Here is a 14,027-nt window from a genome sequence, read left to right on the forward strand (position 1 = left end):
GCGCACGCATTCCTGCCGATTACACTCGTCTCGACCAACCGGGGGAAGATCAAAACAGTCGGTGGTCACGGATGGGAAGGCTGGGATGGGCGATCGTGTTTGGTTCAAGCGTTTTCGGTTCAAGCCTATTGGGTTCAAGCCTCTTGGGTTCAATCGTCGTTTGTTGATCGCCTTGGTTTCGACCGGGCTGCTCTCCGTCTTCGCGATCCCCGCGGGGGCCGCGCAGGACGAGGAAACCAACGTCCAGAACCTGCCGCCGGTCGAGGTGACGGCGCCGCCGCGGTCAACGGCGCGGCGCACCGCGTCATCGCGTCCGGTCGCGCACATCGGAGCGCCGTCATCCGCCAGCCCCAAGACGCGCCTCTACGTCTATCCGACCGCGCCGGGTACCGGCAGAGGTCTTGACGTCGACAAGGTCCCCTCGGCGATCAACGCCGTCGACGCCAGCCAGATCAAGCGCACCGGCTCGCTGAACATCACCGACGCGCTTCGCGACAACATCGCCGGCGTCAACATCAGCGAGGTTACCGGCAATCCATTTCAGCCGGATGTCGAATTCCGCGGCTTCGTTGCCTCGCCGGTGACGGGCACGCCGCAAGGCCTCGCTGTGTATCAGAACGGGGTTCGCATCAACGAGGCCTTCTCCGACGCCGTCAACTGGGACCTGATCCCGACCGCGGCGATCCGGTCGGTGACGCTCGTGACCAACAATCCCGCCTTCGGCCTCAACGCGCTGGGCGGCGCGATCAATTTGCAAATGAAGGACGGTTTTACCTATCAGGGCTCGGAGCTTGATCTCATGGGCGGCTCGTTCGGCCGCATTCAGGGCTCGGCGCAATGGGGCAAGACGGTCGACAAGAACTACGGCGTCTATGCCGCGCTCGAAGGCCTGCACGACAACGGCTTCCGCAATTTCTCCCAATCGGACGTGCGGCGCTTCTACGGCGACGTCGGTTACAAGGCGGGCGACAGCGAATTCCACGCCAACATGGGCGTCGCCAAGAACGATTTCGGCGCCAACGCCACCGTTCCCGCCGAGCTGCTCGACAAATATTGGGGCGCGACCTACACGACCCCGCAGACCACTTCCAACCGCGTCGGCTATCTCAACCTGACGGGCAAGGTCGATGCGACGCCGACCTGGACGCTCGAAGGCACCGCGCATGTGCGCAGGTACGAGCAGAAGCTCGTCGACGGCAATCCGACCGACGCGCAGGAATGCACTGACCCGGGGCTCGCTGGGCTTCTTTGCTTCGGCGACGGCGCCACACCGGCAAACGGCGTGAACGGCCTGCCGCTTGCCAATCCTTTCGCGTCCGGGACCATCCTCGGCGAGATCGACCGGAGCTCGATACGTTCGACCACCTTCGGCGTGTCGGGGCAGGCCACCAACACCGACCAGCTGTTCGGCCACGACAACCGCTTCGTGATGGGCGCGACCTATGACGCCAGTGTCACGCGCTATAACGCCACCGCCGAAATCGGCACGATCGGAGAAAGCTACGTCGTCAGCGGCGGCGGCCTCTTCCTGGGGCCGACTGGCGTACCTGATACCGTTGCCGGCCCTGTCTCGCTGCGGACCGTCAATCAATATAACGGCCTCTACGCAATGGACACGTTCAATATCACGGACGCCTTCGCCGTCACCGGCGGCGGCCGGTTCAACGTCGCGCGCATCACGCTGGAGGATCAGCTCGGGACCGATCTCAACGGCGATCACACCTTCACCCGCTTCAATCCGGTAATCGGCGGCACCTACAAGATCACGCCGGAGCTGACGGCCTACGCCGGCTATTCCGAGGCCAACCGCGTTCCGACGCCGCTCGAGCTCGGCTGCTCGGATCCAGCCCGTCCCTGTCTGATTGCCGCGTTTCTCGTCTCCGATCCGCCATTGAAGCAGGTCGTGTCCAAGACCGTGGAAGCGGGCCTGCGCGGCAGCAGGGAGCTGAACATCGGCACGCTCGGCTGGAAAATCGGCGGCTTCCGCGCCACCAATTACGACGACATCGTCGCCGTTCCCGCAGTCGGCCGCACCGGCTTCGGCTATTTCTCCAACGTCGGCCGTACCAGGCGTCAGGGGCTCGAAGCTGAGGTCAACATCAAGTCGCCCACGCTTCAGTTTCAGGCGAGCTACGCTTTCGTCGACGCACGCTATCTCGACGCTTTCGCGCTCGGTTCCGAAAGCTCGTTCAGGGATACTGTCACCGAGACCATTCAGGTGCTACCCGGCAACCAGCTCCCCGCGATCCCGCGCCATCGCGTCAAGGTCGGCATCGACTATGCCGTCACCGACGTGTGGAAGGTTGGCGGCAACGCGCTGTTCGTCTCCAGCCAATATCTGGTCGGCGACGAGTCCAACCAATATACGAAGCTGCCGTCCTACACCGTGTTCAACTTGCACACGTCCTACCAGGTGACCAAGAACGTCCAGCTCTACGGCAAGATCGACAATATCTTCGACAGGCGCTACGCGACCTACGGACAGTTCTTCGACCGCGAAGCCGTGCCCAACTTCACCAATGGCGGTGCCGAGTTCACCGACCCGCGCTCGCTCAGTCCGGCAAGGCCGCGTGCGTTCTATGCGGGGATGCGGGTGACGTTCTGATCTTGGCTCGGTAAGCCCGGGTTGGCGCCGCCCGGCATGGCGTGTCACGCCGGCTCTGCTCTACCTCAAGCCGATTGACTCATTGTTCATGTTTTGTTCTTATGCTGCTCGTCCAGCCAAGGGAGCGAGCCATGGACAACCGCATCAACGAAATCCGCAGGATCATCAGGGCGTTACGCGTCAGCATGCGTGAGGCCGAGGCGATCATGCATGAGCAGATCAACAGGGACGAGGACTGCAGCTTCGTCGCAGGCGAAGTCATGAAGATGCGCACGGTAATGAGCGGGCTCGTTCAGGAGCGGGCCGCGCTCGGAGACACCGACCCGATCGTCGTCGCCAGCCTGTTCGTTCCCCGCCGTCGGCCGATGCCATCGCGCGTCGGGGTTGAGAAGCGCAGCCTTGTTCCGCCGCGAAAGATGGCACGAGCATGAAGGGGGAGAGGCCGACCTACTTCTCCGACATGCAGGAGCCGCCGGAATTTCTGAAGGCGCTTCATCATGCGCGGCGCCTGTCCTGCCTCGAGGGTTGGTGCCGCATGCACATCGAGGCCATCCAGGTTGCGATTGATCAGTACGCGGAGGCGGCTCTCGGTAACCGGGAGTTCTTCCTCAATAAGCCGCACAGCATCGGTGGAAGTCGCAGCGGCGGCGACGTGCCGTGACAGCGGTGCGTGTCAGCGTATCGACCTTTTGACATCTCCGATGATCCCGCCCCGGCGAAGCTTGGCGTCGCGTTGTTTTTACCGATCGGAAACCATAGCGAATGATCCTAAAATTGTAACGAAACTGTTCGGCTGTCTCTGCGTCGGTTCGTCGGAGGGCCCGTCCGATGACAGAGCACCAGTTGAGAGAGCAGGAATTCCAGATCGCGCGGTACCGGCATTTGGAGCGCGAAGTGACCGATCCACTTGCCGCCTGTCTGCTTCACAGCATCATTGAAGACTTGGAGGCCGAGCTGCGCAGGAATAGCCCGGATTGGCTCGGGCCGCGCGATTAACGCTTTGTTAGCGCTGATCGTGTCGATATGCGCGAGGAAATACCAGGGGAGACTGCTCCCATGTTGAAGGACGGCACCTACGCCGCCTGGTACAAGACGCCGCTCGATCAGGGGACCGGGATCGTCCATATCGCAGACGGACAGATCTGGGGCTGCGACAGCCTGATGACCTATCACGGCTCTTGCAAGGTCGACGGCGATCGCTTCACCGCCACCGTGTCGACGAAGCGCCATACCGACGGACGCGCAACCGTGTTCGGCGTCGACGATGAGCTCACGCTGGACATCGAGGGAAACTGCCCGGGCAAGGTGGCGACCTACACGGCGACGGCAGCGCAAGCGCCGGGAATGATCCTCCAGGGTACGCTGATTCTGACGGAACAGCAGGCGCCCGCACCTGAACGAACCGGGCAGATGCCGCCGTTCAATCCCGACAAGCTGCCAAAGTTGCCGAAGCGCTCGCGCTGATCGCGGAAGCCCGCGCGCCACCGCGGCGGAAGGACCTCATGTCTGCTCCCGACCCAGGCAGACATTCCGCAATCCAGGCTCGCCAAGCAACGAGAACGGTCCCGTCGTTGGTCATGGCAACACCGAGCCAATTCATCCGCGCTGGATTCCCGCCGTCATCAAGCGATCACTGCGAATACGAAAGCTGATCTTCCGTGACGACTCGCTCGATTTTCTCCGACTTGCACTTGATGCGGTATCGGAGACGTCCATCGGACTCGATGGGCATATGCTGGACGATGGTGTAAATCATCGGTGGCTCAGTTGCGGCACGTCCTTGTGGGCCTTGGGGCTGGTGGCGAACGTCTTCATTCAGCTTGTAGGCATACGACATATATCTACCTCGAATTCACGGTGGCTCTGACGCGGGTCAGTCATTGTATCCCTGGCAGGACAGGCGCTTGGTCAAGCGGAAGAGGTTACCACAGTCTGATGCGGTCAAACCGCGTCATAAGTCAGTCGTTCTCTTGCTTGACCGGTGCAGACAGACAATCGCCCAGAGCGGAGCGGCGATGGCTGCAGCATACGCCATATTTGCGAAGTTTGGTCGTAATTTCCGAGCGGTATATGGCATTCTGTGAGCCTACGGGCCCTCGTATCGAGGGAACTGACAACTTCCTTGCCGGATTGGGCTGGAATTCGAATGACGGTGGGGCTGGTATTTCGGCTTTGGGGTAGCTCTGCCGACGATCGCCCTAGCCCCTTTCGGACAACTTTGTCGCATTCCGCAATCCTGCATCCTCGGCCCTCGGCTCGCCCGCTTCTCAAACGACCCGCGATTCGCCATGGTGCCACCGAAAGAGCATCACCCCGGAGCACGATCAATGTCGGACAAGGTCTCGCGTCGCCAGTTCGCCACGCTGGCGGGATTGTCCGCAGCCGGAATCGCCAATCCTCTCGAGGTCGCGGACGCCAAGCCCGCATCGCCGCCGCGAAACGTGGACGGTTTCCCCGCGGGCTTCGTCTGGGGCACGGCGACCTCGTCCTATCAGGTCGAGGGCGCGGTCAACGAGGACGGGCGAGGGGCCTCGATCTGGGACAAGTTCGTCCGCATCCCCGGCAAGATCGAGGATGGCTCGACCGGCGACCGCGCCAACGAGCACTATCACCGCTACAAGGAGGACATCGCGCTCATCAGGGAGCTCGGCTGCAAGGCCTATCGCTTCTCGGTGGCCTGGCCGCGGCTGTTTCCGGACGGCGACGGCAAGCCCAACCCGAAGGGACTCGATTTCTACAACCGCCTGGTCGACGAACTCCTCAAGAACGGCATCGAGCCGTGGCTGACGCTCTATCATTGGGACCTGCCGCAATCGCTCCAGGACCGGTTTGGCGGCTGGCGGTCGACGGAGACCTGCAAGATCTTCGGTGATTACGCGGCCTATGTCGCCGAGCACCTGACCGATCGCGTCAAGAACGTATTCACACTGAACGAGAGCGGTCGCTTCGTCTATTTCGGCTACGGCATCGGCATCGACGCGCCCGGCGTGACGCTGCCACAAGCCGAGGTCAACCAGATCAGGCACAACAGCGCGCTCGCGCACGGGCTTGCGGTGCAGGCGGTACGCGCCCATGGCCGCCGTGGCACCAGGGTGGGGCCGGCGGAGAACATCGATGCCTGTGCCCCCGCGATCGACACGCCGGAGAACGTCCGCGCCGCAGAGATCGCGCTGCGCGAAATGAACGCAGGCTATCTCAACGTCATCATGACGGGCCAGTACACCGACGCCTTCCTGAAATTCGCCGGGCGCGACGCGCCGAAATACACGGATGCGGAGCTGAAGATCATCTCCTCGCCGGTCGATTTCCTCGGCCTCAACATCTACGCGCCGCAGAACTATGTGGTGGCCTCCGACCAGGGCGCGGGCTTCATGCCGCTGCCGATCCCGAAATCCTTCCCGCACATGAATTCGGACTGGCTGCGCGTCGGCCCCGAGACGATCTACTGGGTGCCCAAGCTGGCGGCAAAGATCTGGAAAACGGACGCGATTTATATCAGCGAGAACGGCACCTCCGGCGACGACGTCGTGACGCCCGACGGCAAGATCTACGACACCGACCGCATCATGTATTTGCGCAACTACCTGGCCCAGCTCCAGCGCGCCACCGCCGAAGGCGTGCCGGTGCGCGGCTATTTCCTCTGGAGCCTGATGGACAATTTCGAATGGGTATTTGGGCTCAACAAGCGCTTTGGGCTCTACCACGTCAATTTCGATACGCAGGTGCGTACGCCGAAACTCAGCGCCAGCTTCTATCGCAACGTGATCGCGAAGAACGCAGCGGGGGTTTGATTGCTCTCCCTCGCCCCGCTCTTGCGGAAGCGACGAGCTTGGCTCGCGTTGAGAGGGCGGGGTGAGGCGGTTCCGCCAGCGCGCATTGACTCCCTTCGCCCGCTGATTCAAAACGCTTCCAACCGTTCAACAAGAGGATAATGCCAATGATCGACGCACTCATCATCGATGCCTGCCGGACCCCGCGGGGCGTTGGCAAGGCCGGCAAGGGGGCGCTCTCGGGCATTCATCCGCAGCAGCTGGGAGCAACCGTGCTGCGCGCGCTCGCGACGCGCACCGGCATCGACACCGCCGACGTCGACGACGTCATCTGGGGCTGCAGCGCGCAGGTCGCAACGCAAGGCGGCGATCTCGGCCGCATGTCGGCGCTGGACGCCGGCTACGACGTGCGCGCGAGTGCCGTAACGCTCGACCGCTTCTGCGGCTCCGGCATCACCGCCGTCAACATGGCCGCAAGCTCGATCATGTCGGGCACGGAGGACCTCGTCGTCGCCGGCGGCTGCGAGATGATGTCGATGGAAGGACGCCGCGGCGGCGGTCCGATGATGATGGACAACGGCAATCTGCGCCTGCGAGCGCGGCATCCGCAGTCGCATCAGGGCGTCTGCGCCGACGCGATCGCGACGCTGGAAGGTATCACGCGAAGGGACGTCGACGCGCTGGGCCTCGAAAGCCAGAAGCGTGCCGCGCATGCGATCGCGAACGGCCACTTCAAGAAGAGCCTTGTGCCGGTGCATCGCGAGGACGGCAGCCTCGCGCTCGACCATGAAGAATATCCGCGGCCGCAGACCACGATGGAAGGGCTGAGCGCTTTGAAGCCCGCATTCCCCGCTGTCGCCGACCATGCGCTCGACGACAAGGGCACGACCTATCGCGGCCTGATCCTGCAGAAATACCCCGACCTCGAGATCGACTTCATGCACCACGCCGGCAACTCGTCCGGCGTCGTCGACGGCGCCGCCGCGATCCTTCTGGCTTCGCCCGCTTACGCCAGGGCGCACGGCCTGAAGCCGCGCGCCCGCGTCGTCGCGATGGCGAATATGGGGGACTCGCCGACGCTGATGCTGAACGCGCCGGTGCCGGCGACGCGCAAGGTGTTGGCGAAGGCGGGGCTGACCATCGACGACATCGACCTGTTCGAGATCAACGAGGCCTTTGCCGTGGTTGCGGAAAAATACATCCGCGACCTCAAGCTCGACCGCGCCAGGGTCAACGTCAATGGCGGCTCGATCGCACTCGGCCATCCCATCGGCGCCACCGGCTCGATCCTGATCGGCACCATGCTCGACGAGCTCGAACGGCGCGACTTGAAGCGCGGTCTCGTCACCATGTGCGCGGCCGGTGGCATGGCCCCGGCCGTCATCATCGAACGTATCTAGCGCGAGCGAAGCTCGTCGCGCTCCCTAGAAATAAGGGAGAGAAAGTACCCGCGATCGCCACATCACGACGATCTAGGCTTGTTTTCCAGGGTGAATCGCGACCGGACTCCGACAAAGAGGCCGGTCATCGCTTGTCGAAAGCATCGAATCAGCTTTAGCAAGGCTGCGTGCGGGCCTTTGAAACAAGGTAAAATCCGCTGCCTGAGGCTTCTCCCGCTCCGGAAGTGGCTAAAAAGCAGGGTTTTTTGCCACAGAGGGCCAAAAAAGCCCGTAAAACCCCGACAAAACTGTGCAGAAGGCTATAGGCCTTCACCGGTTGGTCTAATATGCAGCCGTCAACGAATCAGAGGAGACACGATGGCCACCCAAATGTCGAAATCGCAGCTGATCGAAAAGATCGCGACCACCACCGAGCTTTCCAAGCGTGACGTCAAGAGCGTCATGGAGACGCTGACCGACGTCGGTCACAAGGAGCTCAAGAAGAACGGCCTGTTCCTGGTGCCGGGCTTCGCCAAGTTCGTGGTCATCAAGAAGCCCGCGACCAAGGCGCGCAAGGGCACCAACCCGTTCACGGGCGAAGAGATGATGTTCAAGGCCAAACCGGCCCGGAAGATCGTTCGCGCCCGCCCGGTCAAGGCCGCCAAGGACGCCGTGGGCTAACAAGGCGAAGGCCCCCTCGAGCGAGGGGGCCTTTTGTTCGGGGCTGTCGCGAGGACTTGAGACGGAGGGCTCAACCCTTGCGGCGCTTCGCCCGGACCGGGGCCGGCTGAAGCCGCGGTCCCGGCATCGCCAGCGCATCGCGAACCCCGTCGATGGCGCGATCCAGCAACTGGCGCAGCCGCTGCGTCGTCCGCGATCGCTTCGCTCTTTCCAGCAATTTCTTCATGGCATTCACTCCGCCGCTTCGACCTTGGCATCGGCTTGGGCCTCGGCCGGCTCGAGCGCCGCGGCGATGGCTTCGTCGACGCGCTCCAGCCAGATGAATTCGAGGTTGTCCCGCGCGCTCTGCGGGATGTCGTCGTAATCCCGCTTGTTGCGCGCCGGCAGCATCACCCGCTTCAGGCCCGCGGCCGCGGCTGCCACCACCTTCTCCTTGATGCCACCGACCGGCAGCACCAGGCCGCGCAGCGAGATCTCGCCGGTCATGGCGGTGTCGCTGCGCACCGTGCGATTGGTGAGCAGGGACGTCAGCGCCGTGAACATCGCAACGCCCGCGCTCGGTCCGTCCTTCGGGGTCGCGCCTGCCGGCACGTGAACGTGGATGTCGCTCTTTTCGAACAGCTGCGGATCGATGCCGAGCTGCGTGGCCTTGCTCTTCACCAGCGTCATCGCAGCCTGCACGCTCTCGCGCATGACCTCGCCGAGCTGGCCGGTCAGGATCATGCCGCCGCGGCCTGATACCCGCGAGGCCTCGATGAACAGGATGTCGCCGCCGACCGGCGTCCAGGCCAGGCCAGTGGCCACGCCTGGAATGCTGGTGCGCTGCGCGATCTCGCCTTCGAAGCGCGGCTGGCCGAGCACAGTGCCGATGTCCTTTGGCGTCACGACGATCTTGGCAGCCGTGCCCTCGGCGACCTGCACGGCAGCATGGCGGAACAGCTTTCCGATCTCCCGCTCCAGGTTACGCACGCCGGCTTCGCGGGTGTAGCCCTTGACCACCAGCTTCAGCGCCTCCGGCTCGATCTCGGCTTGCTCCGGCGTCAAGCCGTTGGCCTCGAGCTGCCGCCGCACCAGATAGCGCCGCGCGATCTCCAGCTTCTCATCCTCGGTGTAGCCGGCGAGGCTGATCAGCTCCATGCGGTCCAGCAACGGACCCGGGATCTGGTCCAGCATGTTTGCGGTCGCGATGAACACCACGCGCGACAGGTCGAAGGGCACGCCCAGGTAATTGTCCCGGAATGTCCCGTTCTGCTCGGGGTCGAGCACCTCCAGCATCGCGGCGGAAGGATCGCCCTGCACGCCGCGGCCCATCTTGTCGATCTCGTCCAGCATCATGACGCAGTTCCGGGCGCCGGCCTTCTTGATGCCCTGGATGATGTTGCCGGGCAGCGCGCCGATATAGGTGCGCCGGTGGCCGCGGATCTCGGCCTCGTCATGCACGCCGCCGAGGCTGACGCGCACGAAGGGACGGTCCATCGCGCGTGCGATGGACTGGCCGAGCGAGGTCTTGCCGACGCCGGGCGGTCCGATGAAGCACAGGATCGGCGCCTTGCCCTGCGGCGCCAGCTTGCGCACCGCCAGATATTCGATGATCCGGCTCTTGATCTTCTCCAGGCCAAAGTGATCGGCGTCGAGGATGCGGCGCGCTTCCTTGATGTCGATCGGCTTCTCCGCGGGCAGTGCCCACGGCAGCTCGATCAGCCAGTCCAGGTAAGTGCGGACCATGCCGGCCTCGCCGGCGGCCTCCGGCATGCGCTCGTAGCGGCGCAGCTCCTTTTTCGCATGTGCATCGGCCTCGGGCGGCATGTTGGCCTTGGCGATGGCAGCCGTCAGCTCGGCCACCTCGGCCGCCTTGCCGTCGCCTTCGCCGAGCTGGCGCTGAATGGTCGCCATCTGCTCGCGCAGGATCGCTTCGCGCTGCCGCTCGTCGAAGCTGGCGCGGGTCTGCTGGCCGATCTCGTTGCTGATGCGCAGCACCTCCAGCCGTTCGGCCAGATGCTTCGACACCTTCTCGACACGCAGAGCGAGGTCGATGGTCTCCAGCACCTCCTGCTTGTCCTGCGGCTTGATGTCCATGAACGAGGTCGCCAGGTCCGCCAGCGCGCCGGGCGCCGTGGTGCCCTGGAACATCGCGACCAGTTCGGGCGGCGCCTGCGGCAGCAGCTCGATCGCCTCGATGGCCTGGCGCTGCAGGTTCAGCCCGCGGGCCTCGATCTCGGGCGTGCTGGTGGTCGGCTCCAGGAATCTGCTGGATCCGCGCGGCCGGGAACGGCGTCCCCGGCAGGAAGTCGAGGATGCGCGCGCGCTGCACGCCCTGGCAGACGATGTGATGGGTGCCGTCGGGCGCGGTGATGTAGCGCACGATGTTGGCGATGGTCGCGACCCGATAGAGGTCGTCCGGTCCGGGCTCCTCGGTCTCGGGGCTGCGTTGCAGGACGATGCCGACCGGTCGCTGCTCGCGCAGCGCCTGTTGCGCGGCGGCGACCGACTTCGGCCGTGCGATCGCGATCGGCGCGATGGCGCCGGGGAACAGCACCATTTCGCGCACGGGAATGATGATCAGCGCGTCTTCGGGAATCTTCACGTCGGAATTGCTCTGGGGATTGGTCGGTGCGGTATTCATTGGTTCGGTGGCCATGATCGACCTCAGGATTTGGCGAGGCGCAGCGCGACGCAGCCGTCCATCACGAAGCGGCTGATGGCGTAACGGCCAACGGGCAATGCAATGCGGCGCTCAAAACGCCCCTGCGGCAGTTCGAGCCGGTGGATGCGGGCGTTGCGAAGCTCTGGCGGAAGGGTGCGCTGGCCGGAGATGACGAGCACGCCGTCATGGATGACAGTCTCGACATTGTCGGGATTGACGCCGGGAAGCGCGACCAGGATCAGGAGCTCATGCTCGGTTTCGAGCACGTCGATCGGCGGCTCCCAGCAGGCTTCCTGCCGGCCGAACTGCTGGCGCAGCCGTTCGGCGCGGGTCAGCGAGTCCAAGGCTTCGGACAGCATCCAGTCGAGGGGATTTTTGGGTTGCATGATGCGGGCTCGGGTGAGGAACGCTGAATATGGGGCCGGTTCCCGAGAATTCCAGCCCGGCTGCGCGCAGGTGCCATGCGGATCGTGCGATCCGAAAACAAGCGCCGCGGCCTTCCGGGCCGCGGCGTTCCGTCGTCACCCTATGTGTGCCTCAGGCCGCCTGGCGGTATTCCTCTTCCGCCTCGAGGTTGATCACGGAGGTGGCGAGCTCGGTCAGGGCGTGATCGGTCGCCTCTTCCTCGTCCAGCGTCGCCTGCAGCAGCTTTGCCGCGTCCTGCATGCCGAGCTCCTCGGCCCAGGTGCGCAGCGTGCCGTAGCGGGAGATTTCGTAGTGCTCGACCGCCTGCGCGGCTGCGAGCAGGCCGGCGTCGAGCGCAGGCGCGTTCTTGAACTCCTTCATGATCTCGGCACCTTCGTCGGTGATGCCGTTGATCGCTTCGCAAGGCTTGCCGCGGGCCGGCTTGCCCAGCATCTTAAAGATCTGGTCCAGACGTTTGACCTGGCCCTGGGTCTCGCGCAGATGCTTGTTGAAAGCCGCCGCGAGCTCCTTCGAGTTGGCAGCCTTGGCCATCTTGGGCAGGGTCTTGATGATCTTGTTCTCGGCGAAATAGATGTCCTTGAGCGTCTCCAGGAATAGGTCGCTCAACATCTTCGGCGCCTGACGGGCGCGGCCCGTCGACGATTTCTTGCTTGTGCGCTTCTTTGCTCGTTTTGCCATACATCCTCCTCTTGAGGTGACGCGCGAAGGCATCGCCTTCCGCAATCCTCAGGCGATCAAAAGCTTTCGGAGAACGAAAGTTCCAAACTGCAGCCTGCGCTCAGGTCGGGCGCTTGTAGGGATCTTCCTGCCGCTGCCGCGCCTCGGTGTTGCGGTCGAGCTGCGCGCGCTCGCGGCGCCGCAGGCGCCCCGCCTTCGCCACGCCGTAGACGAGGACCGCACCGAGCACGAAGGCACCGATGAACCAGAGCCAGAGCAGGTTGCCCGAAAGGTGACCCAGCAACATTCCAATTCCACTGTCACTCATTGTGCATCTCCGGTGATTTTCAAAGCGGTTCTATCGGGCTAAGTCAGTCCGCCAGCCATCGTTCCTGCGTCCAGGGAGCCCACCGAGACATGATCGACTTCACCCTGTCCGCGTTCGTGACGCTGCTGCTCGTGGTCGATCCGGTGGGCCTTGCGCCGGCCTTCCTCGCTGCGACCGGAGGCATGCCCGACAAGACCATGCGCACCATCGCGCTGCGTGCGCCGCTGATTGCGGCGTCGATCCTGGTGGTGATCGCCCTGATCGGAAACTGGCTGCTGCGCCAGCTCGGGATCGGCATCCCCGCCTTCCAGATCGCCGGCGGGCTGCTGCTGTTCGGCGTGTCCTACCAGATGATCTTCGGCGACCGTCCGCATCGCGAGGCCCGCGAGGCCGATAAGGCAACCTCGGAGCATGCCTCCGACGTCGCGGTATTCCCGCTGGCGATCCCGATGATGGCCGGTCCCGGCGCGATCGCGACCACGCTGCTCCTGACCGGCGATGCCGGCTACGGACCGAGGCTCGCGATCATCATCGCGGTCGTGCTCGCCGTGTGCCTGCTCTGCATGCTCTGCTTTGTCTCCGCGAACATGATCGCGCGGAGCCTCGGGCGCACCGGCAACGCCGTCCTCTCGCGCGTGCTCGGCATGCTGCTCGCGGCCTATTCGGTGCAGTTCGTGATCAACGGCATCGCTGCGGTCCGGGCAAGCTTGCCGTAGAGCTGCGACAATCTGTTAATGCGTTGATTTTCATGTTTATTCCATGATGCCATGAGGCGGCTGGCGGGATCGCGCGCGATCCGGTCCGCTTTCTCTTGCGCTGCCATATTGCTTGACGTACTCCCCGTCTGACAGGCGCCCATCGTCAGGAAATCGAGATGTCGATGACAGCGGACGAGCTCGACAAGAGACAGGCCATCATCGGCGCCTGCCGCCGCATGAATGCGCTCGGCATCAACCAGGGCACCTCGGGCAATATCAGCGTCCGGCATGTGGACGGGCTTCTGGTCACCCCGACCAGCGTGCCCTACGACGCCATGACGCCGGACCAGATCGTGTTCATGACGATGGACGGCTCGCACGCGCCCGATCAGAAGCCGTCCAGCGAGTGGCGCTTCCACCTCGACATCCTGAAGGCCCGGCCAGACGTCGACGCCGTCGTCCACGCCCATCCGACCTATTGCACCATCCTGGCGATCATGGGCCTGGAGATCCCGCCCGTGCACTACATGATCGCGGCCGCCGGCGGCGACAGCATCCGCTGCGCGCCCTATGCCACCTTCGGAACGGCGGAGCTGTCCGAACATGCCGTGCGGGCGCTGGAGGGCCGACTTGCCTGCCTGCTCGACCATCACGGCATGATCGCGATCGGCAAGTCGCTGGACAAGGCGATGTGGCTCGCGGTCGAGGTCGAGACGCTGGCGCGGCAATATCACGGCTGTCTCCAGATCGGAGAGCCGCCGCTGCTGTCGAGCGCCGAGATCGAGCGGGTCCGCCAGCGCATGTCCGGTTACGGCATGTCGGAAGGGTAGGGCGGACAG

Annotated in this window: 14 protein-coding genes and 1 pseudogene; 10 read left to right on the forward strand and 5 right to left on the reverse strand. The window is 64.0% G+C overall.

From position 1 onward, the window contains the following. Positions 1-85 precede the first annotated feature (85 nt). The 8 genes from AB3L03_RS28155 to AB3L03_RS28190 all read left to right on the forward strand — a co-directional run bounded on the left by AB3L03_RS28155 (position 86) and on the right by AB3L03_RS28190 (position 8,435). Positions 86-2,605, forward strand: a complete 2,520-nt coding sequence (locus tag AB3L03_RS28155) for a TonB-dependent receptor (RefSeq protein WP_245329511.1) — start codon at positions 86-88, stop codon at positions 2,603-2,605. A 131-nt stretch (positions 2,606-2,736) separates the two neighbouring features. Beyond that, the gene (locus AB3L03_RS28160; protein WP_085384859.1) at positions 2,737-3,036 is read left to right on the forward strand and encodes a hypothetical protein; all 300 of its coding nucleotides are present in this window, start codon (positions 2,737-2,739) and stop codon (positions 3,034-3,036) included. Beyond that, positions 3,033-3,266: a hypothetical protein gene (locus AB3L03_RS28165; protein WP_018460276.1), complete on the forward strand. Its 234-nt coding sequence runs from the start codon at positions 3,033-3,035 to the stop codon at positions 3,264-3,266. Before AB3L03_RS28160 ends, AB3L03_RS28165 begins: the two co-directional genes overlap by 4 nt. 167 nt (positions 3,267-3,433) lie before the next feature. Then, positions 3,434-3,601, forward strand: a complete 168-nt coding sequence (locus AB3L03_RS28170) for a hypothetical protein (protein WP_162847266.1) — start codon at positions 3,434-3,436, stop codon at positions 3,599-3,601. Positions 3,602-3,661: 60 nt separating this feature from the next. Continuing rightward, entirely contained in the window at positions 3,662-4,069 is a 408-nt protein-coding gene (locus AB3L03_RS28175; protein ID WP_018460275.1) for a hypothetical protein, read from the forward strand. A gap of 863 nt (positions 4,070-4,932) precedes the next feature. Further along, the gene (locus tag AB3L03_RS28180) at positions 4,933-6,396 is read left to right on the forward strand and encodes a GH1 family beta-glucosidase (RefSeq protein ID WP_204511933.1); all 1,464 of its coding nucleotides are present in this window, start codon (positions 4,933-4,935) and stop codon (positions 6,394-6,396) included. Positions 6,397-6,542: 146 nt separating this feature from the next. Continuing rightward, positions 6,543-7,775 (forward strand): acetyl-CoA C-acetyltransferase, encoded by a 1,233-nt coding sequence (locus AB3L03_RS28185; protein WP_085350582.1) that lies wholly within the window; start codon positions 6,543-6,545, stop codon positions 7,773-7,775. A gap of 357 nt (positions 7,776-8,132) precedes the next feature. Beyond that, positions 8,133-8,435, forward strand: a complete 303-nt coding sequence (locus AB3L03_RS28190; RefSeq protein WP_007601427.1) for an HU family DNA-binding protein — start codon at positions 8,133-8,135, stop codon at positions 8,433-8,435. A 70-nt stretch (positions 8,436-8,505) separates the two neighbouring features. Here AB3L03_RS28190 and AB3L03_RS28195 read toward each other — a convergent pair whose 3' ends face one another. From AB3L03_RS28195 to AB3L03_RS28215, 5 genes and pseudogenes are all read right to left on the reverse strand, one after another. Further along, entirely contained in the window at positions 8,506-8,661 is a 156-nt protein-coding gene (locus AB3L03_RS28195) for a hypothetical protein (protein WP_162847267.1), read from the reverse strand. A gap of 5 nt (positions 8,662-8,666) precedes the next feature. Continuing rightward, positions 8,667-11,073, reverse strand: a pseudogene (lon, locus tag AB3L03_RS28200) (endopeptidase La). A gap of 8 nt (positions 11,074-11,081) precedes the next feature. Continuing rightward, positions 11,082-11,465, reverse strand: coding sequence for an Hsp20/alpha crystallin family protein (locus AB3L03_RS28205; protein WP_007601432.1), 384 nt, complete (start codon positions 11,463-11,465; stop codon positions 11,082-11,084). Positions 11,466-11,616: 151 nt separating this feature from the next. Next, the gene (locus AB3L03_RS28210) at positions 11,617-12,183 is read right to left on the reverse strand and encodes a ferritin-like domain-containing protein (protein ID WP_085384836.1); all 567 of its coding nucleotides are present in this window, start codon (positions 12,181-12,183) and stop codon (positions 11,617-11,619) included. A gap of 100 nt (positions 12,184-12,283) precedes the next feature. Then, positions 12,284-12,490 carry a hypothetical protein gene (locus AB3L03_RS28215; RefSeq protein WP_007601434.1) on the reverse strand — a complete coding sequence of 69 codons (207 nt, stop codon included), beginning with the start codon at positions 12,488-12,490 and terminating at the stop codon, positions 12,284-12,286. 89 nt (positions 12,491-12,579) lie between these two features. Here AB3L03_RS28215 and AB3L03_RS28220 point away from each other — a divergent pair, with 89 nt between their 5' ends. Continuing rightward, entirely contained in the window at positions 12,580-13,206 is a 627-nt protein-coding gene (locus AB3L03_RS28220) for a MarC family protein (RefSeq protein WP_247335370.1), read from the forward strand. Between the two features lie 158 nt (positions 13,207-13,364). Further along, positions 13,365-14,018 carry a class II aldolase/adducin family protein gene (locus AB3L03_RS28225; protein WP_198957640.1) on the forward strand — a complete coding sequence of 218 codons (654 nt, stop codon included), beginning with the start codon at positions 13,365-13,367 and terminating at the stop codon, positions 14,016-14,018. Positions 14,019-14,027: the final 9 nt, after the last annotated feature.

The organism is Bradyrhizobium lupini (genome assembly GCF_040939785.1).
In the GTDB taxonomy this organism is placed as follows: Bacteria; Pseudomonadota; Alphaproteobacteria; order Rhizobiales; family Xanthobacteraceae; genus Bradyrhizobium; species Bradyrhizobium canariense_D.

Bases quoted from the DNA above. Each gene is read 5' to 3' on its own strand.
- AB3L03_RS28155 (WP_245329511.1), top strand. From the start codon at position 86: ATGGGCGATCGTGTTTGGTTCAAGCGTTTTCGGTTCAAGCCTATTGGG.
- AB3L03_RS28160 (WP_085384859.1), top strand. From the start codon at position 2,737: ATGGACAACCGCATCAACGAAATCCGCAGGATCATCAGGGCGTTACGC.
- AB3L03_RS28165 (WP_018460276.1), top strand. From the start codon at position 3,033: ATGAAGGGGGAGAGGCCGACCTACTTCTCCGACATGCAGGAGCCGCCG.
- AB3L03_RS28170 (WP_162847266.1), top strand. From the start codon at position 3,434: ATGACAGAGCACCAGTTGAGAGAGCAGGAATTCCAGATCGCGCGGTAC.
- AB3L03_RS28175 (WP_018460275.1), top strand. From the start codon at position 3,662: ATGTTGAAGGACGGCACCTACGCCGCCTGGTACAAGACGCCGCTCGAT.
- AB3L03_RS28180 (WP_204511933.1), top strand. From the start codon at position 4,933: ATGTCGGACAAGGTCTCGCGTCGCCAGTTCGCCACGCTGGCGGGATTG.
- AB3L03_RS28185 (WP_085350582.1), top strand. From the start codon at position 6,543: ATGATCGACGCACTCATCATCGATGCCTGCCGGACCCCGCGGGGCGTT.
- AB3L03_RS28190 (WP_007601427.1), top strand. From the start codon at position 8,133: ATGGCCACCCAAATGTCGAAATCGCAGCTGATCGAAAAGATCGCGACC.
- AB3L03_RS28195 (WP_162847267.1), bottom strand. From the start codon at position 8,661: ATGAAGAAATTGCTGGAAAGAGCGAAGCGATCGCGGACGACGCAGCGG.
- AB3L03_RS28205 (WP_007601432.1), bottom strand. From the start codon at position 11,465: ATGCAACCCAAAAATCCCCTCGACTGGATGCTGTCCGAAGCCTTGGAC.
- AB3L03_RS28210 (WP_085384836.1), bottom strand. From the start codon at position 12,183: ATGGCAAAACGAGCAAAGAAGCGCACAAGCAAGAAATCGTCGACGGGC.
- AB3L03_RS28215 (WP_007601434.1), bottom strand. From the start codon at position 12,490: ATGAGTGACAGTGGAATTGGAATGTTGCTGGGTCACCTTTCGGGCAAC.
- AB3L03_RS28220 (WP_247335370.1), top strand. From the start codon at position 12,580: ATGATCGACTTCACCCTGTCCGCGTTCGTGACGCTGCTGCTCGTGGTC.
- AB3L03_RS28225 (WP_198957640.1), top strand. From the start codon at position 13,365: ATGTCGATGACAGCGGACGAGCTCGACAAGAGACAGGCCATCATCGGC.